The organism is Nostoc sp. (assembly GCF_036917655.1).
Taxonomy (GTDB): domain Bacteria; phylum Cyanobacteriota; class Cyanobacteriia; order Cyanobacteriales; family Nostocaceae; genus Nostoc.
The window spans coordinates 34113-56098 of the sequence record NZ_JBALCY010000088.1 but is presented as its reverse complement, the minus strand read 5'-3'; the positions used below and the strand labels follow the sequence as shown (position 1 = coordinate 56098).

The window sequence follows — 21986 nt, the reverse complement described above, 5'->3', positions numbered from 1 at the left end:
CTATACCATAGAAAACAACAGCTTTAGGTTGATGTTCTTTTATTCTTTGACTAATATGATTTATTCGCTTTTCAAGACAATAATTTTTCTAAGTATCTCTATTAGATAAAAAAGTAACCTTAGAATATTCACCATATACCCAATGTTTAAGAGATGATGAGGGTAAAGGTAATAATTCTAATAAACAAGTCTCTTTATATTTTCTAGCTAATTCGTTTATTTGATATTTACGGACATCTTCTATATCAATATTCCCTGTTCCTTTAGCACTTAAGACAATGCGAATCAATTTATTCCATGTTGGTTGTATTTTTTCGTCCCATGTTTCCATATCTATATGATATTCTGCAACATCATCTATTTCACATTTGCCCCTGTTTGACCATATATTTATTCTTTTTTCAATATCTTGAAAATCTTCTCCTCTTTCTTCCATACCAATAAACCAATAATGTCCTTCATAATTACCATATCCATAAAATGCATCGACTCTTTTTTTTATAAGCTCATCATTAAAAAAATATTGACTTAACATAACTCTGTTATTTTACTTGGAAAATTAAAATTTGTTAGTGAAAAGTAATGGAGTATACATGAAATGTCAAGTAAAATAACCAAACTGAAAATTTTCATAAATTATCAAGTCTATAATAAATAAACTTTCTATTCTTTGCGCCTTTGCATGAGGTAATTTCCCGACAAAAAAACTTGCCTCAGAAACATCAAAGCCCCAAGGCAAGCTAACTCTCTACATTCTTTCTTTACTCCGCGCTCTCTGCGCCTCTGCGGTTCGTTAAAGTTGCTTCACTTCCGAAACCAACTTCGCCACCATATCCTTGGCGCCACCAAAAAGCATCGTCGTTTTATCCTTGTAGAACAACTCATTATCTACACCGGCAAAACCCGTACTCATCCCGCGCTTAATCACAATCGTCTGCTTCGCCCGATCTACTTCCAAAATCGGCATACCATAAATCGGGCTATTCTTATCACTCCGCGCCGCCGGATTTACCACATCATTTGCCCCAATTACTAAAGCCACATCTGCTTGATCAAACTGGGGATTAATATCATCCATATCGTACAACTGCGTATAAGGCACATTTGCCTCCGCCAGCAACACATTCATGTGTCCCGGCATTCTCCCAGCAACGGGGTGAATCGCATACTTAACATCAACGCCCATTTTTTCTAACTGATCTGACAATTCCCGGACGCTATGTTGCGCTTGGGCAACTGCCATACCATAACCAGGCACAATTACCACAGAACGGGCATAACCTAACATCATCGCCCCTTCTTCAGCATCAATGCTGCGGACGGTTTGATCAGTTGCACCACCACTAGCAGCAGCACCACCAGAACTAGAACCTGTACCAAAAGCGCTGAACAGCACACTAAATAAGGAGCGGTTCATCGCCTTACACATAATTTCGGTGAGGATTAAGCCAGATGCTCCTACCAAAGCCCCAGCGATGATTAACATATTGTTCATCACCACGAACCCCGCCGCCGCCGCCGCCACACCTGACAACGAGTTCAACAGCGAGATTACCACTGGCATATCGCCGCCACCAATGGGGAGGACGAACATCACGCCCAGCAACAATGAAACGCCAACTACTCCCAAGAATATGGGTAAGCTATCTGGTGTGATGATTAAGTAAGCACTACCTACTAAATAAGCACCCAGAAGCAAGAGGTTAAATGGTTGCTGGAATGGAAATGTAATCGGCGAACCACTGATTAAACCTTGCAATTTGGCAAAGGCTAAAAAACTACCCGTGAAGGTAATACCACCGATTAACACATCCAAAAGGATGGAAATGTTCACATCTAGGGGTATCGACTGAGAACTATCTAATAACCGCCAAAATTCGGCAACAGCTACTAATGCCGAAGCCGCACCGCCCAAGCCGTTAAGTAAACCCACCATTTGGGGCATTTCGGTCATTTGGACTTTGTAAGCTACGATCGCACCAATTCCCGATCCAATCGCCAAGCCCAACAATATCATCTCGTAATTCAACACATGTTGATCCAGCATTGTCGCGGCGATCGCCAGCAGCATCCCTACAGCCGCGACGAGATTCCCGTTTCTTGCTGTAGCAGGTGATCCCAGCTTTTTCAACCCCAGAATGAATAACGATGCAGCGACTAAGTACGTCAGCTGAATGCCAGTTGGTAAAAAGTCGCTCACGCCTTAATCTCCTTCTTCTTGAACATTTGCAACATTCTGTCTGTCACTAAAAAACCACCGACAACGTTGATTGTTGCCAATACCACAGCAATCAAACCGAGAATTACCGATACATTCGTGTCTCTCGCACCAGCAGCAACTATTGCCCCAAGTACCGCAATCCCAGAAATCGCGTTTGAGCCTGACATTAAGGGCGTGTGTAGAGTCGGTGGGATTTTGTTGATGACTTCAAAGCCAATAAAAGATGCCAAAACAAATACAAACAAAGCAGCAAGTAATGCCTCTGTCATGAAATCAAAACTCCTTATGGTAATTTGGCTACTAACCTGCTCCAACGCCGCTCAATGCTTGTAGTGCATCCCGCACTCGTTGATTGCGAATTTCACCAGCGTGGGTAACGCAAGCTGCATCAACGATGTCGTCGCTAAAGTCAACCTGCAAAGCTTTGTCTTTAATTAGCAGTTGCATCAACGAAGTTACGTTCTTGGCATACAATTGGCTGGCGTGAATTGGCATTGATGATGGGAGATTGATGGGGCCGATAATTGTCACACCGTTCCAGACAATATCTTTACCGGGTTCTGTACAAGCGCAGTTACCACCCTGGTCAGCAGCTAAATCCACAATCACTGAACCTGGTTTCATTTGTGCTACCATTTCTTCTGTAACTAGCCGTGGTGCTTGTCTCCCAGGAACTTGAGCTGTAGTAATCACCACATCAGAATTTTTGACGTGTTCGGCGACAACTTCTTGGGTACGTTGTTTGCTAGCCTCAGAAATTTCCTTGGCGTAACCGCCAGCAGCGACAGTTTCTTCGTCTAATTTGACTTCAACGAATTTTGCCCCTAAGCTTTGCACTTCTTCTTTAACGGCAGGACGGATATCAAAGGCTTCTACTACTGCTCCCAAACGTCTAGCGGTAGCGATCGCTTGCAATCCGGCTACACCAGCACCCATAATAAATACTTTCGCTGGTGCGATCGTACCTGCGGCTGTGGTTAACATCGGGAAATATTTCGGTAATGCTGCTGCGGCAATTAATACAGCCTTGTAACCTGCTAATGAAGCTTGCGAGGACAAAGCATCCATACTTTGCGCCCTGGTAGTACGGGGAATCATCTCCATACTCAAAGCTGTGACTTGACGATTTGCCAGTTGCTGTGCTATTGCGGGATTTCCCAAAGGATTGAGGAAACTGATTAATACTGCCCCTTCCCGGAGTAATTCAATTTCTGAGCGTCCATCTTCTCGTTCTTGCGGTGGGCTGACTTTCAGCAGAATATCTGTTTCGCCCCATAGTTTGGCACTATCGCTGATTATTGTGGCTCCTGCTGCTTCATAGGCAGAATCGTTGAAAAAAGCTCCCTCTCCTGCACCTGTTTCTACCCAGACTTCCAAACCTTGTTTTACCAATCGGGCAACGGCGTCAGGAATTAATGCCACACGACGTTCACAAACTTCAATCTCTTTAGCAACTGCTATTCTCATGAAATCTCCTGAAGATAAATACCTAATCTCTGCCAAGTAAGCGATTGTCCAAATGAGGAGTATCCCGCACCCATACTATTTAGGCAGGAACATCAGCCATGAATTTTACTGGTAGATTGAACCTTGAAACTTTTCTCTCCTACTCTTAGCTGTCCAGGCAAAGCCTGACTTTGCCCCTCGCAGAGGTCATATTTTCAGATAGTTGCAAACAGAGTTACCTATTGCACATCCTAAATTGATGATTCCCAAATTTTGCATCTTTATCTTCAGCTTGTTTTCGGGATTGATAAATTTTGGTATTCCTTTCTTATAGAGTAATATTGACCAAATTTTGAAAGTTTTATAATTTCCAAATTAAATTTTAAGGATTACGACTTTGATTCCAACTTATTTTAATCAATTTAGCGCAAGTTAAGTGGCGATCGCTGATGGCGTGGCTCAATTTTTATAACAAAATTATCAAATTTAGATACACTTATACATATTTGGAAACACAATCCAATCCCAACTGTGTTTCTATTTAGTTCAAAATTTGACCAACCTAGTCATCAAATCATCACTCTGTGAGGGTAATCAAGTAAATTGAGTATAAGCTAAATTTATAACTAAGTAATTTTGCTGTCGCCCAAACATCAGGGAGGATGGCACTTTTTGTTGTTACTGAACGTCAATTGTCAGGAAGTGAGTAGTAAACTTTAATAACGAATACTAACACACGGTTATTTAGATAACAGATTTATATTTTGGTAGAGGAAGCCCAATTATGCGACGTTTACTTTCCGCTTTAGCCGTGACTAGCTGTTTAGTGACTGGATTTCCAGCCCTGACTTGGGCACAAAGTTTACCTGGATTTACGCTATTTAGCGGCGTCAAAGCCGAAAATCAACTGCCCTTTAGGTTAGATTTTGGTGGACAAGCTAATGGTTGGGATCGATACATATTGAGGATTCCAGCCAAAAGAATGAAATTGGCAGTTGGTCAATTTGCCATTACCTACCCTGATTATTACAAAGGAACTTTTGACCAGAAAGAAATTGAAGTGCGAGTCAAAGGCAAAGCAGTTCCACTTTCTGAGGTGAAGTGGGACAAAGAAGGTAAGCTGATTAATATTTTTCCCCAAGAGCCGGTACCAGCAGGTAGCGCAGTTGAGTTAGTTTTATCTAACGTTAAAAACCCATCCTTCGGCGGAGTTTACTATTTTAACTGTCAAGTGCTCTCCCCTGGTGATGTGCCACTATTGCGCTACATGGGAACATGGATTTTGAGCATCAATTAAGACTGGGGACTGGGGACTAAGGAATAATAGCTCCTAATTCAGCACCCTGTCACTCTCCGTCTTTATCAATTCCCAATTCCCAAGTCACTAAAAAAGTGATACGATTGCAGATTGTGAGTTTTTATAAAAATCACCTAAGAGGAGAACAGTATGAAAAGAACACTAGGCGGCACTAGCCGTAAGAGAAAAAGAACCTCTGGTTTTCGCGCCAGGATGCGGACACCAGACGGCAGAAACGTAATTAGCGCCAGGAGAAGAAAGGGACGTCACCGTTTGAGCGTTTAGGGCATATTTAGCCAAAAGAAAGAGCATCTGTGGCTTTGCCTAAAGCAAATCGGCTAAAATCCCGAAAGGATTTCCAGGCAGTTTTCCGGCAAGGGATTCGGTGTCATGGCTCTTATTTAACATTGAGAGCCTTAAAGCCGTTATATTTAACAAAACCTTCTTTGGACACTGCCACCCAGACTACACAAGCAACTGACTCAGCACATCTTGCCAGCACGCGGATTGGCATTTCCATAAGCACAAAAGTTAGCAAAAGGGCAGTAGTTCGCAACCGAATCAAACGGCAAATTACCGCTGCTCTATACAACTTACTGCCCAAACTATCACCAGGATGGCGGCTAGTGGTCATTGTCAAACCCACAGCAGCAGAATCTAAGTGCGTAAGCCCACAATTTCTGCAAGAATTAGAGCAGTTGTTGGCACAAGCTGAGGTGTTCGATGGGAATTCGTGAAGATGTCTATTATGAAGGTGGCCCCCATCTTGGGGATTTAATTATCAACCTGCTGATTGGGCTAACTGTCGTTGGCATACCATTAACAGTCGGGGCAATTGTCAGAGCATTGTGGCTGCGTTTCCGGATCACCGATCGCCGAATTACCGTGACGGGAGGTTGGCAGGGGCGCGATCGCACTGACGTAATTTACTCAGAAATTGTCAAAGTCGTCAAAATCCCACGTGGCATTGGCTTATGGGGTGATATGGTGCTAACCCTGAGGAACGGCAGTCGTCTCGAATTGCGTGCAATTCCCAAATTTCGGGAAATCTATGACTACATCAATGAAAGAATTGCTGCGAAAAATCCCGAATATAGCGCTGCTGCCAATAAGTGATGGGAGTAAGGGAAGTAGGGGGAGCAAGAATTTTAGATTTTGGATTTTAGATTGAAATTTAATCCAAAATTTAAAATCCAAAATTGAATTGCCCCATGCCCCATTTGAATGTGCGGCTATCCGTAGCGAAGGATAGTCGCCGACAAATTATGATTTAGATAAATTAGATTCAGTCAGTTTACAGTACCTCAGGTTGAATTCAGAATAATGGATTTTGGTATCGGCTTTCTCTCGAACAACGTGATGCTGCCAATCATAGATTTTTTCTATGGTATTGTGCCTAGCTACGGATTGGCGATCGTTGCTTTGACATTGATAGTCCGCTTCGCGCTCTATCCCCTGAGTGCTGGCTCAATTCGCAACATGCGGAAAATGCGAATTGTACAACCTCTGATGCAGAAGCGGATGGCAGCAATCAAAGAGCGCTATAAGGATGAACCGCAAAAGCAGCAGGAGGAAATGGTCAATGTCCAAAAAGAATTTGGCAACCCTTTAGCAGGCTGTTTTCCATTACTAGTGCAAATGCCCGTCTTATTCGCCCTGTTCGCGACTTTGCGGGGTTCGCCTTTTGCAAGTGCGAACTACAGCGTTAACCTGCAAATCTTTCCCGCAGAACAAATCGAGCAAATTCAACCGCAAGCCTTTGCTACTGCTCCTCAAAATATTTACGTTGCGGATGGGGAACACGTTAAAGTAGCTGCAATCCTTCCCAGCGGAAACAAACTAGCGGTGGGAGAACAAACCAAGATACAGTATCAGACCATTGAGGGCAAACCATTTCAGGTGCTCTTAGCAGAACATCCAGAAAATAAGCTGATTCCTTATTGGAAAGTCACCAAAGGCGAAGATAAGATAAAAATTGATGCTCAGGGCAATGTAGAAGCCTTGCAACCGGGAGAAGTTAGCATTCAAGGAACAATTCCTGGACTAGCAGCAGAAAAAGGCTTTCTATTTATTGATGCTTTAGGGAGGGTTGGCGCACAAGATCCAGATGGCACAATCCACTGGGATATTGTCGCCATGATCGTCTTCTTTGGGATTAGCCTTTATGTTAGCCAAATGCTTTCTGGGCAAAATTCCAGCGGTGGCAATCCACAGCAGGATACAGTTAACAAAATTACCCCAGTCATCTTTTCTGGGATGTTTTTGTTCTTCCCCCTACCAGCTGGGGTGCTGATGTATATGGTGATTGGTAATATTTTCCAAACCGCACAAACTTATCTTCTCTCCCGCGAACCTCTACCAGAAGAACTGCAAAAAATTGTAGAAACCCAGGAGAAAGAAGCAGTAGTCACAGAACAAAAGGCATTGCCATTTGAACCAAAAAGTGCCAAGAAAAAGGCCACAGGGGGATCATGAGCAACATTCCCATGCAGCGAGGTCAGCAGTGGTTAAAAACCCTGCTGGAACTCACTGGAGTCCCTGCTGAGATTCAGGGTCATTTAGAAAGTGCCCAATCTCAAGACAGCGATTCCCCAGAACCAGATAACTACTGGTTAACAATTGACCAAACTAATTTGACGACAGAACAAATCCAGGTATTAATTGGTGCCGATGGTTCTGTGCTAGATGCGATTCAGTATCTAGCAAATTCGGTTTTAAACCTAAGCCAACCCCCTGAGGAACAAGCCTCTTACACTATTGAGTTGAATGGCTACCGGGTCAAAAGAGAGGCCGAAATTCGCGCATTAGCAGAAGCAGCAGCCGATGAAGTGCGCTTTTCTGGTAGAGAAGTGGAAATCAAATCCCTCAGTTCTGCTGAAAGGCGACAAATCCATACCTTCTTGAAGGAATTTGGAGATTTGGAAACCTTCAGTCGCGGTAAAGAGCCGCATCGTCATCTCGTTGTGCGACCAGCTTCGTTGGAAGAAGTTGGGAGTTAGGAGTTAGGAGAGACGCGATTAATCGCGTCTGTACAGGGGTTAGGAGTTAGGAGAGACGCGATTAATCGCGTCTGTACAGGGGTTAGGAGTTAATGAAGCTCATAACTATATAATTTCAAAATTTCTCTTGTTCCTAAAAGCTAAAATAATAATGTAGTATCAGTATAATTGCTGATAATCACCATTAATTTTCGTGAGGATGTCTCACAAATCCTATGGACGCAATTTATATTCCGCAGCTAGCTAAAGCCCCGGAGCGGACAGAGGAAGTTCAAGTTGAGGAATTTCTGCCTGGTCTGGAAACGTTGACACCAGTTCGCGGTCATGTGCGCGTGCAGCATCATGGCAATTACTTGGAAGTGTCTAGTCAGGCAGAAACAATTATTACTTGTACCTGCAACCGCTGCTTGCAGCAATACAATCGACGTTTAGGGCTTGATACGAAAGAAATCATCTGGTTAGACGAAACTGCAAATCAGCTAAATGACTTACCTTTAGAAAGGGAAGTGATTATGGAAGAATTGCTTGAAACTCTACCGCCCGATGGTTATTTTTATCCCAACGAATGGCTCTATGAGCAGATGTGCTTGGCAGTACCCCAGCGCCAGCTGTGCGATCGCAATTGTCCAGGTATTCCTGTAAGTAGTACTGTTGATAGTTCTGATAGTCCTGAAACTCCAGTTGATCACCGTTGGGCTTCTCTGGAAGCACTGAAAAAGCAACTTCCAGGGTAGTAATTTGGTAATTCCGTCAAACTTAAGTCTGCGCCTACACGAACTAAGCCTGTCTACACAGGCTTATTGTTTTATATTTTATTAAATACTTATATAGGAATCAGATTTGATTTTTGAGAATTGCAACTCGCAGATCCCCGACTTCGTAAAAGTTGTCGGGGATCTTGTTTCTCACGAATGATTCAAGATTGCTATAGTACGAGCCAATAGTAATTAAATAGTTTTTAGATTGTTCAAAGGATGCTGACTGAGTTCTGTTGTAGAGAAAGTTTTTCTTAGGGTACATTTTGGTTGGGTTACGACTCATACGCCTATTCTTTCTGTTAACCTGCTATTCAAACCGCGATTCTTGATTTCCGGTAATTTGCTAAGGACGGCGTTTTTAGGCAGAGGTTAGGTTGAGTCAGAGCAATAGTTGGTATCGAAATATGACTGAGCGCTTATTGATTGGAGTTTTGGCTCACACAAATGCTGGCAAGAGCAAGAGTTGGAACACACTGTTTGGAAGGACTGTCAAGACCGGCACACGCCAACGTCAATTGCTGTTGTCTGATACAGAGTGGGTGAATGTCTTCCTTGTTAGTGGGTCGCCTGAAGAGCGAGAAACTTATGTCGGCAAGATTATCAACTCCGAAAGTCCACGTATTGTTCTTTGTTCGATGCAGTACAGAAGCGATGTTACACAAACAATTAACTACTTCGCAGAGCGAGAATATCATTTATTTATTCATTGGCTAAATCCAGGCTTTAGTGATGATGCCAAAAGCGAAGATTATCTCAACCTCATTCCACACTTCCACCAACTCGGTTATATCCTAAAAATTAAGGACGGCAAGGCAAATCCTACATCGCGTGTAAATGAAATCCGAGATTTTATACATGCGTGGGCTGGCGTAAGAGGTTTATTGAACGTACCCTAACCAATTTGCCCACTCTAGACTCAAAAAATTTCCTGAACGCAAAACTAGCGATCGCTCACCTTTAAAAAATATCTCACATAGAGCGATCGCACTGGCAATCGCTATGAACTGGTAGATATTGGTTTTTTAGTTGTTATAAGCGATACAAACCTGAACAATGAGAGAAGAACTAATAACCACAGCTAAATATGAACTTCCGTGAAGAGTTTAAACTGCTGCTACGCGCCCGCTACCCCTTAATTTATATTCCCACATACGAAGAGGAGCGGGTAGAAACAGCTATTCGGGAAGAAGCAACCAACCAGGGTAATCGCCCAGTGTATACTTGGGATTTTGTCGATGGCTACCAAGGAAACCCCAATGATGCTGGGTTTGGGCGACGTAACCCATTGCAAGCTTTGGAATTTATCGAAAAATTACCAGCTTCTGCACCTGCGGTATTGATTCTCCGAGATTATCATCGCTTTTTAGATGATGTCGCGATCGCCCGCAAACTCCGCAATCTGTCGAGACTTCTGAAGTCGCAACCAAAAAATATTGTCCTATTGTCGCCACGCATCGCCATTCCTGACGACTTAACCGAAGTGCTAACAGTCGTCGAGTTTCCCTTACCCGCCGCCCCAGAAATTAAAACTGAGGTGGAACGCTTACTGCAAAGCACTAGTAACTCCCTTTCTGGCAAAGTTTTAGATGACTTGGTGCGCTCTTGTCAAGGACTTTCGATGGAACGGATTCGCCGGGTTTTGGCAAAAGCGATCGCTACCCACGGAGAATTGCAGCCAGAAGACGTGGATCTCGTTTTGGAAGAAAAGCGCCAAACTATCCGCCAAACCCAAATCCTGGACTTCTACCCCGCCACTGAGCAAATTTCTGATATTGGCGGACTGGATAACCTCAAAGATTGGCTGATTCGCCGGGGAGGCTCCTTTACTGATAAGGCGCGACAGTACGGATTACCGCACCCCCGTGGTTTAATGTTGGTGGGTATTCAGGGAACTGGTAAATCGTTAACGGCAAAAGCGATCGCTCATCACTGGCATTTACCCTTGTTACGTCTGGATGTCGGGAGGTTATTTGGTGGTTTGGTGGGTGAATCAGAATCTCGGACTCGCCAAATGATCCAAGTCGCTGAAGCCCTCGCTCCTTGTATTTTGTGGATTGATGAAATAGATAAAGCCTTTGCCGGAGTTGGTAGCAAAGGTGATGCCGGAACAGCCAGCCGTGTGTTTGGCACATTTATTAACTGGCTAGCCGAAAAAAGCTCACCCGTTTTTGTCGTCGCCACCGCCAACGACATCCAAGCCTTACCGCCGGAAATGCTCCGTAAGGGGCGATTTGATGAAATTTTCTTTGTGGGATTGCCCACCCAAGAAGAGAGAAAAGCAATTTATGATGTTCATTTATCCCGATTGCGCCCCCATAACTTGAAAAGTTATGACATCGACAGATTAGCATACGAAACGCCCGATTTTTCTGGGGCAGAGATTGAGCAAACTTTAATTGAAGCGATGCATATTGGATTTAGCCAAAACCGCGACTTTGCTACCGACGACATTTTAGAAGCAGCCAGTCAGATTATCCCCTTGGCGCGAACTGCTGTAGAGCAAATTCAGCAACTTCAAGAATGGGCTGCTGCGGGGAGAGCGCGTTTAGCATCGAAACACAATCCTTTGAGCGATCGCCTCCGGCGCACTACGTAAACGCATTCCGCAGTAGCTACAATAATGAATTAGTCAAAAGTCCCTAGTCAATAGTTAATGATGAATTATTATGGACTATTGATTCTTATACGGATGGGTTACATTGTTTCTCTGCTCGTAACCCTTGAGAGCCAGTTCAACGCCACTCCCCACAAGGCTGGCTCCTCAACGGGGGAAAATACGCACGTGACTGGCTCTCCTTGACTCTTAATAATCAGGTTTTAACTATGTTGTCTGGCTTCACAAAGTTTATACTGGGATTTTTCTTAGCGATCGCTGTGTTAGTAGGTGGCGGTGTTGCAGTTGCACTCTATTTCATGAATCGCACTGGCATGTCCCCTGCCAAACCCGTTTTTTCCAACGATAGCCCCTCGGTGAAAGCCCAAGCTCCAAAAGCAACTGAGCCTCGAGGAGGTAAACTCGCCCTTAAACCTGGGACTCAAACTCAATCGTCTCCAAGCTCAACCTCCACTCCCACAGAATCACCAAAGGCTACCCCATCACCAAAACCATTGCCATCGGGAGCTTACCGAGGGCGTGTTAATTGGGCTGAAGGCTTGAGTTTGCGATCGCAACCAAATCAAGAAGCTGAACGGATTGGTGGGGTTGGTTTTAATCAGAAAATTATTGTTTTAGAAGAAAGCGAGGATAAAGCTTGGCAAAAGATCCGTTTGGAAGGTAGCGAACAAGAAGGTTGGGTAAAAGCAGGTAATACTGAAAAAGTTGATCAACAATAGCTTAAAAAATCAGAGAAAAGGGAAGGGCTTGGGGGTTAGGTTTGAGAGAAAGTTGCACACGGCGTCATATTAGTCCTATAGTAATTTTCAACAAAACTAACTAATACCACAGGCTGCTAGTTTTATAGCTAAAGCATTGGGATATCGCCACGGTTGAGAACCACCAATCCAAATGCGTGAGGGTAAATGACCGATTGGTGCTTTGAGACTAAAATTGAATTCCGAGTTGGCATAACTATAATTGTATACATGCCAACCAACTTGATTACAAAAAATTCCATAGTCTCCATCCACGTTTTTGTAAATAAGTGTTTGCACGCTAAAACCAAAGCGTCCATGACTGTAATTCACCCATAAATTGTCAATGGTCTGTAAATCTTCACAGGTAAATTTATCAATATTACTACTAAGTATATAGCTACCTCTAGGCTTTGCTAGTGCCTGACACATCAGTTCCCAAGTTTCTCGATCTGCTAATTGCCATTTTCCTTTTGCTAATAAATTCTCCAAATGCGTGTAATCAATACTAGTTAATGTATGATAATTAGAAATATTTAGCAATTTATTTGGTTGTTGTTCCAGTATCTGCAACGCTTCTGTTGCAGATTTGAAGCGTTGCGAAACGGCATTTTTTAAAAGTTTATCTAAGATTTCACAGAGGCGAATGCTAACAGTATTGTCTGCTGGTAAATATTCCTGCCATACCCAGCGATCGTTAGCAATATCGAATAAATCAAATGGAGAAACATCGGTGAGTAAGTAAACACATGTTACACCCAAGCTGTAAAGATCGCTGGCTGGTAATGCCTTTCCTCGCAATTGTTCGGGAGCAATATATTCTGGACTACCTATTATTGTGCCTGTACGAAGTTGCCTCGTATTAGTGGCTAATTTAGCAACTCCGAAATCTATTAAAACCAAATCTCCTCGAATCGAACGGCGCATAATATTTTCCGGTTTAATATCTCGGTGGATTACTTGTCGGGAATGGATAAATTGCAGTGTGATCAATAAACTTTTTAATATCTCCCAAATTTGCGGTTCTTTAAAAACGCCTTGTTGTTTTAATTCTTGAGCGAGTGTTTGTCCATCTACTAATTCTTCGACGATATAAAACTTTTGATTTTGTTCAAAGTGCGCCAGTAATTTGGGTATTTGAGAGTGTTCTAGTTCATTAAGACGAAGGGCTTCTTGGTGAAATAGTTTGACTGCTTTGTGCCAAACGTCAGTATTTTCCTCTTGAAAACATAGCTGTTTGATCGCACATTTTGGTTGAGATGGAAGATGTTCATCAATAGCTAAAAACGTTCTCCCAAAGCCACCACGTCCAATAAGAGCGAGTGGGCGATATCGCTGTTTGAGTAACAATTCCTGACCACAACTATTACAAAAACGAGAGATGTCAGAATTTTGCGGCCGCAGGCAATCAATATTGGTACAGTAGCTCATGCTATAGGAGTCCTATTTGTTGCAATTACTATATATAGGAATCCGATTTGATTCCTGAATCACTCGTAGAGAAAAGGAACTCTTAACTCTTAACAGGGAAGAAGGAATAAAGGTGTACTGAGTTTTGTTCAAAAATCAAGTAGGAGTCCTATATAAAGTATTCCCATGCGATCGCCCCTCTTGCTAACCCTAAAGTTCCGGCGATTTAGCGTCTGTGACTCTTATAGCTAGATCAACTGTGGTGTAAGCCGTAAGCATGGCGATCGCAACGGAGAATAAAATTAAACGTATATCGTAGATACCGTGGAGCATTAGCTTGAGGATTATGCGCGATTCAATAGGCTTGAGATCAGATAATTTGCATGATTGATCACCTCTACAGAGGTAAAATCTTCACAAAAAATCCTTAACTGAACGGTATTAGAATTATGGTGACTCAATTACCATCAGCTGGGAAAAATTACTTATAAATAATCATACAAAAAACAAACATAACACAGAGAAACTGGTATAATCCTGTGTAGCCATAACTTGAAAAAAGCAAGTGAAAACAGGGGTAGATAGCTATTTAACCAAGCTTGCCTCAGTCTACGAGTCATCCGAAAGCGTCAAGGTTGTTCCTACCGTAGCTAATTTCAAATTTTTGAATTGGAAAAAGTTATCTAGCGGTGCGGCGATGCGTCTTTTGTCTGTAGCACTGACTATGGGGCTTCTGAGTATAGCTGGGCAAGCTTTAGCACTTCAGAAAATAGGAAGTAATGGGTCTGAAGTTACCAGTAGCCAGAGGTGTTTAAAAAAGTTAGGCTACTTTAACGGCCCGGTGAGTGGCAAGTTTGCTAGCTTGACTCAAAATGCTGTGATCAAATTCCAGCAAGCCAATAGAATACCTGCTGATGGAGTTGTGGGTGCTAGTACTCAACGAGCTTTGCAACAAGCATGTCAGAGTAGAACTTCTAGTAGAAATACCAGTAGCGGATTGCGTAGGCGTAGCCCAACCCAGGCATCGCCAAGTGGTCAATATCCTGTTCTCTCTCAAGGCAAAACTGGTGCAGCCGTGACAAGGTTGCAACAACGTCTACGGCAGTTAGGCTACTTTAATGCTAATCCCACTGGGAATTTTGGAAAAATTACTAAAGATGCTGTAATTTCATTCCAGCGGAATTATCGCATAGCTGCTAACGGGATTGTGAATCGACAAACTTGGAACGCACTCATGGGTTCCTCTCCGACTTCAGCGAGATCGAGTCTTTCAACTCAACAAGTGAGAGAACTCCAAGTGCGTTTGCGGCAGCTAGGTTATTTAAATACTAATGCCACTGGGAATATTGGCCCAATGACTAGAGAAGCCGTAATTGCATTCCAGCGAAATAATCGCCTACCTGTTGATGGCATCGCCAATGCCCAAGTTTTGGCGTCAGTGCGTAGAGCCTCCACAGGTGGATATCCTACTCAACAACCAGGTAGAAATTATCTGACTGTAGGCGATCAGGGAGAGAATGTCAGATTAGTTCAAGAGCGTTTGTCGCAGTTGGGTTTCTCTAATACCAATCCTGATGGCTTTTTCAACGATTCCACCAGACAATCTGTGATTGGATTCCAGCAATCTTCCCGACTTAATTCTACTGGAAATGTAGATTGGCAAACTTGGCAAGCATTAGGGTTGAATAGCTCGACTGGGGGCAATTCTGCTGAGGCTAATGGTTATGTATTACCTGAGACTAATCGCTATGCATTACCTCCTACGAATGACTATGTAGTACCTGTTACTAATGGCAACACATTAGTTGCTAATAATCCTTATAGAGTAATAGTGCCAATTTCCAGTAATGATACTCTGAGTAAAGTTCAACAATATATACCCAATGCTGTCGCGGAGCAATCTAATCTAGGGGATTATGTGAATGCTGGGGCATTTAGCGATCGCACACAAGCAGAAACGCTATCGAAAAAGCTCCGCTCCTATGGTCTAGATGCACGGGTAAAATACAATTAAATTGACAAACTCAACTGCGAACCCTCCTGAGTTTTATTCACCTCAATCCTGGCTTGGAAAGCTTCTTTGAGGTGTGGCATGTGGGTGACAGTAAGGATGCAGGCGAAATCGGAGGAGATCGCATTAATCGCGGCAATCAAGCGATCGCATCCTTCAGCATCCTGTGTACCAAAACCCTCATCCACAATCAACAATTGCAACGCCGCCCCCGCCCGTTGCGCTAATAATTTCGCCAGGGCTAAACGGATGGCAAAGTTAATTCTAAAGGCTTCTCCACCAGAGTAAGTTTCATAAGATCGCGTTCCTCTAGAATCGGCGATTAAAATATCCAAAGTGTCTATCAGCTTGGCATTTTTCTTGGTTGATTTCGCACTGCGTCCAGCTTTTTGAGTAATAAATTGGACATGAAACTGATTCCCACTCAGCCGCGAAAGTAGTTGATTTGTCTCGGCTTCCAGTTGCGGTAACACATTTTCAATCATCAATGCTTGGATACCATTTTTACCAAAAGCTTGCGTTAATTCCTGATAAACACGATATTCCTGCTTGCAAGATTGTAGTTGCTGCTGCTGTTGTTCATATTGAATTTGCAGCGTTTCCAGTTGATGCGCCAGCTGTTCTAAACGTCCCAACTTAGCTATCTGCTCATCAAGTTGCCGTCTCCGTATTACTAACTGCTGCTCTAAAGCTTGAATTTGGGCGGATGGGTTAGCTGTAGCTTGTAATTGCTGGATAATGCTTTCAATTTGTCCGCCGAGTTTTTGCCGCTCGGTTAATCTAGCGCTTCTAGACTCCTCTAACTCTTGCAATCTCGTCTGGAGTTGCGGATACTGCTGCTGGGCTGATAGTAGTTGTTGATACCGCAAATGCCAAGATTGAGCTTTCTTTACAGCTATCCGCAGATTGTTGTGCTGCTCGGAACTGTAGCCAATTTCGGCAATGTGACGTTCAAGAGCCGCGATTTGTTTAGCACATTCCGAATCAGTCTGATCCTGCTGGATTCTGGTTTGTAATTGGACAATTTGGGATTGTAATTCTGGTTTTCGGGCTAATAATTGCGCTTGTCGCTTAGTCGCATCTTTAATTTGTCCTTGTTTAATTTCTGCCCATCGCCAACGCTCAACTTCGCTCCGGGCGAGGGCGTGATCTTGTTCATTATAATTAGCTTGTTGCAGATATTGGTCTAGCTGCCGGAGTTCCGCTTGTTTATCGGGAGCGTAATCACCACCTTGGAGCGATCGCTCTAAATGCTGTTTTTCGGCAGCAATTTGTTGTAACTGTTGTTGGACATCAGTTGTAGCTTCTAACTGTGCTGCCAACTGTCCCCGTTGTTCGCGTAAACCATCGTAGCCCGCCAACTGTTGGGAAATGTCCCGATATTCCTGCCTCAGTACCTGAATTTCTCTGTCAGACACAGCCATTTGTTCTCGGACTACCCAAAACTGCCCTTGAGTATCTTCTAACTCAGCCTGGGTTTTTTCCACCACCCGACTCCAGTGATGTTCATCCAAGGGACGCTCACATAATGGACAAAGTGCTTCTGGATTTTGGAGCATTTGCAATTTTTGCTCTAATTCTGCCAGTAGCTTTTCATAGTCCCGTTGATGAGCTTGCAGACGTTCAATAAAGTGCCGCCTTTCTTGCCCTTTTTCCTGGACTCGTTGCAGATAAACCCGCTTTTTCTCCAGTTCCTCAATCTGGATTCCCACATCCATCACCGCTTGTTGTAGTTGCGGTTGTCGTCGCTGCTGGCGTTGCAATTGGTTCTCAGTATTTTGGATTTGTTCGAGTCGCGCGACTAAACTAGCATGAGTGCGATCGAGTTGGCTTTGTAAAGTTGCTCGTTGTTGCAACAAGGGAGTAACTTGCATTTGCAATTGATCTAGGCGAGCAACATGGTGACGGGCTGCGCCCAGTTGTGCCAAAGCCGCTTCGACTTCACCTGATTTAGTCAGAGTTTGCTGAATATCTCGCTCTTGTTGCTGCAAAGCTTCAATTTGGGCTTGGGCTTGTTGCAGTTGCCGTTCGATTTCGTGAATTTGTTTGGTAAGCTGTTGTTGCTTTTGTTGGCGAGTTTGTTGGGCGCGGGTGTATTCTTCAAATTTGATAGCAAAAGCTTCTTCTTGAGATTGGAGACTTTGATATTGGGCGTATCCAGCTTTTATCTCAGCTTCTTGATTTAATATTTTTTCTAAATCTGATAGCTGAGAGCCAATAGCTGATTGTTCTTGTTGGAGGCGATCGCAATCTTGGGTAAGATTTTGGTATTGCTGCTTCACAAAGTTGAGTTGTTGTTCCCAATTTTGGCGCTGGTGCTGGACAACTTGCAAACTTTGTAATTGAATATTATCAAAAGCTTGCACCTGTTGTAGTTGGTTGAGTTCCGCTTCTAACTCCACTCTTTGGGCTTCGGTTGTCTGGCGTTGTTGCAGCTGAATTTTTATCGACTCCAAAGAACGCTCTAGCTCTAGCGCCTGTGCTTTGAACTGACGAGAAGATTCCTTTGCCCGTTCTTCCAAATCATCATACTGATTGAGTTTCAACAACTCCGCTAAAATTTCTTTGCGTTCGGTGGGGCGCTTGAGCATGAATTCATCTGCACGACCTTGACGTAAGTAGGCAGAATTAATAAATGTATCATAATCGAGCTTAATGTGTTCTAGAATCAAATCCTGGGTTGCTCTTACCCCTTTACCAGTGAGTGAGCGAAACCCAGATGGGATTTCTATTTGAAATTCAAGAACGCTAGTACCTGCCCGAATTCGGGTACGAATCACCCGATATTTTTGCTGGTTACTTTGGAAAGTAAAATCAACCCGAACTTCTTTGGCGCCAGAATAGATGACATCATCTTCAGCAGTGGCGCGGCTTTCACCCCAAATCGCCCAAGTGATTGCTTCCAAAAGGGAAGATTTACCCGCACCATTGGAACCACAAATACAAGCCGTATGCAAACCGCGAAAATCTAAAGTTGCATCACGGTAACTAAGAAAGTTTTTGAGGATAAGTTGTACTGGGATCATTCACGCTATAGCGCCACATCTACTTTTAATAATTAACAGTACAGATGCACTGTTTGTTAGTTTAGCTATCTAGATATCAGGTTTCTAGTCTTGAAGACATCAATTTTACAAAATTTAACAATATAATAAGCAAATTTCTCTTGTTTCATGAAGAAATTTTGCTGTCTTCGGAGAAAAATGAAACTTCCCTGGAGGCGTCTTGTTATTTCTCCCTGTTGTCTGAGATAAAAACATTCATCGAAGAGTTGTTACAAGCATTGAGATGATTGGGCTAAATTTCGCGTCAAAGTAAAAGAATCAAGGTGATAAGGGAAAAAGCGTTAATATACTCAGTAAAAATGTACATTTCTGAGATAGACATCATAAACCAATGGATATAGCTCTACTTGTTAAACTTCTCGCTCCCTGTCTGCCATTTCTGTTAAATGTGGGTAACAAAGCCGTAGAAGGGGCATCTAAAAAAGTAGGTGAGGATGTTTGGATTAAAGCCAAAGCTATTTGGGATAAGTTACATCCCAAAGTAGAGGCTAAGGAAGCAGCAAAAGAAGCAGCTACGGATGTGGCGCAAAAGCCAGAGGATGAAGATTTACAAGCAAGTTTGCGAGTGCAATTGAAGAAGATTTTAGAAGCGGATACAGCACTGGCGGAAGAGATAGCCCAGATTTTGCAAGCATCGCTTGATAAACCTGGAGACAAGATTCAGTTGAGTGCTAATGCTTACGACCAGAGTAAAGTCAATCAAATCGGGAAGATTGACGCTAATGAAGTGAATTTTTAAACGCAGCCCTTTGTAGAGACGGCGATTTATCGCGTCTCTTGCCTTAACCAAACCATATTGAGTGCGATCCGCTCATTTGGTAGTATAATCTGCTAGTAACAATAGTTCCAAACACCAAGCTTCGAGTTCTGAACACCAAGTTCCGAGTTCTGAACATCAAGTTTCGAGTTCTGAACATCAAGTTTCGAGTTCTGAACATCAAGTTTCGAGTTCTGAACATCAAGTTTCGAGTTCTGAACATCAAGTTTCGAGTTTTGAACATCAAGTTTCGAGTTCTGAACACCAAGTTTCAAGTTCTGAACACCAAGTTTCAAGTTCACAACGACAGCACCCAGCAAAATTTGTATCTGTGCTGAGTAACTATGGCGGAAGAACCAAACCCCAGTAACCCAAAAGTCATCAAGATGGAGGGAACTGCTCAAGATGAGAGTAAATTAACTCAAATTGGTAGTGTTAATGCAGAAAATTTTCATCTGAACGCAGGACAAGTTCAATTTCTCGTTCATCTAGAAAGCGGTAGTAAGGCTGAATCGCCAGGAGTTCTCAGAGCTGGGGATCCTGGTAAAAGTTTGGCTTACTGGCAAGGAAGAACAGCAGAAATCGCCCAAATACAGCAATGGTTAACTGATGAAAATACCTTTTTAATTGGTATAGAAGGCATCGGTGGCACAGGTAAATCGATGCTAGCTGCTAAAATTTATGATGAAATTGTTGGTTTCCCCAAGCGATTTTGGGCTGATGTCAGTAACGGGGCAAGTTTTAGCGATTTAGCCCGCCAAGTCCTCACAGAGTTTGGCTTTCCCGTTCCAGAACAAGAAGCGCAGTTAGTAGAGGCGCTAGTTAGGTGTTTACGTTCTGGGCAATTTTTACTGATTATTGACAACCTGGAGAGTTTATTACAACCTGATAGACAGTGGGGAAGTCTATTTTACGGCGACTTTTTCCAAGCATGGGTGGAACATGGCGGGAATAGTAAGGTGTTAGTCACCACCAGGGAAAGACCAGAATTAAAAGGCTTTGAGTGGCTACCCCTGAAAGGTTTGCAAGTAGATGAAGGGGTAGCACTGTTAACTGTATTAGGCATTCGGGGAGATTTAACGCAGTTTGTCGAATTAGTAGATGGGCATCCCCTACTGTTGAGATTGGTAGCGGACTTATTAAAAGAAGAATATTCACAAGACCCCGATTTAAGCAGGTTAGCAGATTTAGGCTTAGGGAATTTGCGGCAGTTCTTGACAGATTCCCAAGTGGTAGGTGTCCATCGCCGGGAAAATGTGGGGATGGTTTTGGTGTTGGATGCCAGTTTTAATCGGTTGAATGAGTTACAAAAGGCGTTATTGCTGAATATTAGTGTTTATCGTGGTGCGATTGACAGTGCAGCAGCCGTGGCTATGTTGCCAGGAAGTTCAGCAGCCGAGATTGAGGGAGAATTGAGGAATCTGGTTAAGCGTTCTTTGTTGGTAGAAAAGCTTAATGGGAAGCGGCGATTTGAATTTCAGCCCGTGGTTTTGGAGTATGTGCGGTATCAGGCTGGCGATCGGACAGAGGTGCATCAACGAGCGATCAATTACTATCTTTTGAATCTTAAACAAAAACCTTGGCAGACTAAAGAAGATATCAAGGAATATTTAGAAGTTTTTCATCATTGGGTTCAACTAGAAAATTATGACTCGGCGTTTGATATATTATGGGCTTGCAATGATTTCTTGATATTGCGTGGATATTATACTATTCAAGTTGATTTATATGGACAGTTAATAGCAGCGTGGAAAAAGAAAGCGGAGAGAAATAACTTGAATCATGCTGCTGCCTTTACTTCTTTAGGTAATGCTTTCCACTCACTAGGGCAGTACCAACAGACAATTAAATGGCACGAGAAGTCTTTAGACATTAAAATAGAAATAGGCGATCATAAAGGGCAGGCTACTTCACTAGGCAATTTGGGCAATGCTTACGATTCTTTAGGGCAGTATCCAAAAGCGATTGATTACTACCAAAAGTCTTTAGAAATATTTCAAAAAACAGGTGATCGCAGTGGAGAAGGGGCTTCCTTAAACAATTTGGGCATTGCTTACCGAGGTTTAAGGCAGTACCCCCAAGCGATTGACTTTTTCCAAAAGTCTTTGAAGATATTTGAGGAAATAGGTGAATGCAGAGGTGAAGGTAATTCTTTAACAGGTTTGGGCAATATTTACTACCTGTTGGGACAATATCAGCAAGCAATAGAGTATTACCAGCAGTCAGTGGAGATATTTAAGAAAATAGGTGATCGCTCTGGTGAAGGCAATTCTTTAGGAAATTTGGGCAATGTTTACCGCTCTTTGGATAATTATGAGCGAGCCTTTGATTACTACCAGCAGTCTTTGCAAATACAAAGGAAGATAGGTAATCTTAGAGGACAAGCAAACGCCTGGTTTAATTTGGGGCTGACATTAGAAAAAGTCTATCGTGAATCAGATGCTCTGGGTGCTTATCGCAATGCCCGTGAACGGTTTCAGGAAATGGGAGTCAATGCCGAATTACTACTTTGCAACGATGCAATTGAGCGTCTTTCTCAACCAAAAACACCTGTAGTCTCCCACCGTGGGTTTTGGGTGTGGTTGCTTCGGTTGTGGCGTTGGGTTCGTGCTTGGTTTCGGCGATAAACAAAATCCATTCACTTATAATAAATCTAAGCTGTTAATTTCCA

At 43.0% G+C, this 21986-nt stretch carries 21 protein-coding genes; 13 read left to right on the top strand and 8 right to left on the bottom strand.

The features are described from left to right. Positions 1-88 precede the first annotated feature (88 nt). From V7K30_RS33900 to V7K30_RS33885, 4 genes are all read right to left on the bottom strand, one after another. A complete protein-coding gene (locus V7K30_RS33900) occupies positions 89-535 on the bottom strand; it encodes a hypothetical protein (RefSeq protein WP_335006967.1) in 447 nt (148 codons plus the stop codon). A gap of 258 nt (positions 536-793) precedes the next feature. Beyond that, on the bottom strand, positions 794-2200 hold the full coding sequence (locus V7K30_RS33895; RefSeq protein WP_335006965.1) for an NAD(P)(+) transhydrogenase (Re/Si-specific) subunit beta: 1407 nt from the start codon (positions 2198-2200) through the stop codon (positions 794-796). After that, a complete protein-coding gene (locus V7K30_RS33890; protein ID WP_191757267.1) occupies positions 2197-2490 on the bottom strand; it encodes an NAD(P) transhydrogenase subunit alpha in 294 nt (97 codons plus the stop codon). The genes V7K30_RS33895 and V7K30_RS33890 overlap by 4 nt, the downstream gene beginning before the upstream one ends. A 31-nt stretch (positions 2491-2521) precedes the next feature. Beyond that, on the bottom strand, positions 2522-3688 hold the full coding sequence (locus tag V7K30_RS33885) for a Re/Si-specific NAD(P)(+) transhydrogenase subunit alpha (protein ID WP_335006963.1): 1167 nt from the start codon (positions 3686-3688) through the stop codon (positions 2522-2524). A 763-nt stretch (positions 3689-4451) separates the two neighbouring features. On the opposite strand from V7K30_RS33885, the gene V7K30_RS33880 reads away from it, so the two are divergent. The 7 genes from V7K30_RS33880 to V7K30_RS33850 all read left to right on the top strand — a co-directional run bounded on the left by V7K30_RS33880 (position 4452) and on the right by V7K30_RS33850 (position 8697). After that, on the top strand, positions 4452-4964 hold the full coding sequence (locus V7K30_RS33880; protein ID WP_335006961.1) for a DUF2808 domain-containing protein: 513 nt from the start codon (positions 4452-4454) through the stop codon (positions 4962-4964). Positions 4965-5114: 150 nt separating this feature from the next. Continuing rightward, the gene (rpmH, locus tag V7K30_RS33875; RefSeq protein WP_094327629.1) at positions 5115-5249 is read left to right on the top strand and encodes a 50S ribosomal protein L34; all 135 of its coding nucleotides are present in this window, start codon (positions 5115-5117) and stop codon (positions 5247-5249) included. A 29-nt stretch (positions 5250-5278) separates the two neighbouring features. Next, entirely contained in the window at positions 5279-5701 is a 423-nt protein-coding gene (gene rnpA / locus V7K30_RS33870) for a ribonuclease P protein component (RefSeq protein WP_335006959.1), read from the top strand. Further along, positions 5688-6080 (top strand): PH domain-containing protein, encoded by a 393-nt coding sequence (locus V7K30_RS33865; protein WP_335006957.1) that lies wholly within the window; start codon positions 5688-5690, stop codon positions 6078-6080. Before rnpA ends, V7K30_RS33865 begins: the two co-directional genes overlap by 14 nt. A gap of 207 nt (positions 6081-6287) precedes the next feature. Continuing rightward, positions 6288-7439 carry a membrane protein insertase YidC gene (yidC, locus tag V7K30_RS33860; protein ID WP_335006955.1) on the top strand — a complete coding sequence of 384 codons (1152 nt, stop codon included), beginning with the start codon at positions 6288-6290 and terminating at the stop codon, positions 7437-7439. Continuing rightward, positions 7436-7963, top strand: a complete 528-nt coding sequence (locus V7K30_RS33855; RefSeq protein ID WP_335006953.1) for a Jag family protein — start codon at positions 7436-7438, stop codon at positions 7961-7963. Before yidC ends, V7K30_RS33855 begins: the two co-directional genes overlap by 4 nt. A gap of 215 nt (positions 7964-8178) precedes the next feature. Continuing rightward, positions 8179-8697: a YceD family protein gene (locus tag V7K30_RS33850; protein WP_335006951.1), complete on the top strand. Its 519-nt coding sequence runs from the start codon at positions 8179-8181 to the stop codon at positions 8695-8697. Positions 8698-8797: 100 nt separating this feature from the next. Here V7K30_RS33850 and V7K30_RS33845 read toward each other — a convergent pair whose 3' ends face one another. After that, entirely contained in the window at positions 8798-9004 is a 207-nt protein-coding gene (locus V7K30_RS33845; RefSeq protein ID WP_335006949.1) for a hypothetical protein, read from the bottom strand. 121 nt (positions 9005-9125) lie between these two features. Between V7K30_RS33845 and V7K30_RS33840 the strand changes: the two genes are divergently transcribed. From V7K30_RS33840 to V7K30_RS33830, 3 genes are all read left to right on the top strand, one after another. Beyond that, a complete protein-coding gene (locus V7K30_RS33840; RefSeq protein WP_335006947.1) occupies positions 9126-9617 on the top strand; it encodes a hypothetical protein in 492 nt (163 codons plus the stop codon). Positions 9618-9805: 188 nt separating this feature from the next. Then, a complete protein-coding gene (locus V7K30_RS33835) occupies positions 9806-11317 on the top strand; it encodes an AAA family ATPase (RefSeq protein ID WP_335006945.1) in 1512 nt (503 codons plus the stop codon). Between the two features lie 227 nt (positions 11318-11544). Continuing rightward, complete coding sequence (locus tag V7K30_RS33830; RefSeq protein WP_335006943.1) at positions 11545-12054, top strand: SH3 domain-containing protein; 510 nt, start codon at positions 11545-11547, stop codon at positions 12052-12054. A 96-nt stretch (positions 12055-12150) separates the two neighbouring features. Here the strand turns inward: V7K30_RS33830 and V7K30_RS33825 are convergent, their stop codons facing one another. Together V7K30_RS33825 and V7K30_RS33820 are read right to left on the bottom strand one after the other, a co-directional pair. Next, positions 12151-13503, bottom strand: a complete 1353-nt coding sequence (locus V7K30_RS33825; protein WP_335006941.1) for a serine/threonine-protein kinase — start codon at positions 13501-13503, stop codon at positions 12151-12153. Between the two features lie 189 nt (positions 13504-13692). Next, entirely contained in the window at positions 13693-13815 is a 123-nt protein-coding gene (locus V7K30_RS33820; RefSeq protein WP_335006939.1) for a hypothetical protein, read from the bottom strand. A gap of 232 nt (positions 13816-14047) precedes the next feature. Between V7K30_RS33820 and V7K30_RS33815 the strand changes: the two genes are divergently transcribed. After that, positions 14048-15496, top strand: coding sequence for a peptidoglycan-binding domain-containing protein (locus V7K30_RS33815; protein ID WP_335006937.1), 1449 nt, complete (start codon positions 14048-14050; stop codon positions 15494-15496). On the opposite strand, the gene V7K30_RS33810 is transcribed toward V7K30_RS33815, so the two are convergent. Next, the gene (locus V7K30_RS33810; protein ID WP_335006935.1) at positions 15493-18519 is read right to left on the bottom strand and encodes an SMC family ATPase; all 3027 of its coding nucleotides are present in this window, start codon (positions 18517-18519) and stop codon (positions 15493-15495) included. The two genes, V7K30_RS33815 and V7K30_RS33810, sit on opposite strands and share 4 nt — an antisense overlap. Before the next feature lie 370 nt (positions 18520-18889). On the opposite strand from V7K30_RS33810, the gene V7K30_RS33805 reads away from it, so the two are divergent. Then, positions 18890-19297: a hypothetical protein gene (locus V7K30_RS33805; RefSeq protein WP_335006934.1), complete on the top strand. Its 408-nt coding sequence runs from the start codon at positions 18890-18892 to the stop codon at positions 19295-19297. A 362-nt stretch (positions 19298-19659) separates the two neighbouring features. Next, positions 19660-21942 carry a tetratricopeptide repeat protein gene (locus V7K30_RS33800; RefSeq protein ID WP_335006932.1) on the top strand — a complete coding sequence of 761 codons (2283 nt, stop codon included), beginning with the start codon at positions 19660-19662 and terminating at the stop codon, positions 21940-21942. Positions 21943-21986 lie beyond the last annotated feature (44 nt).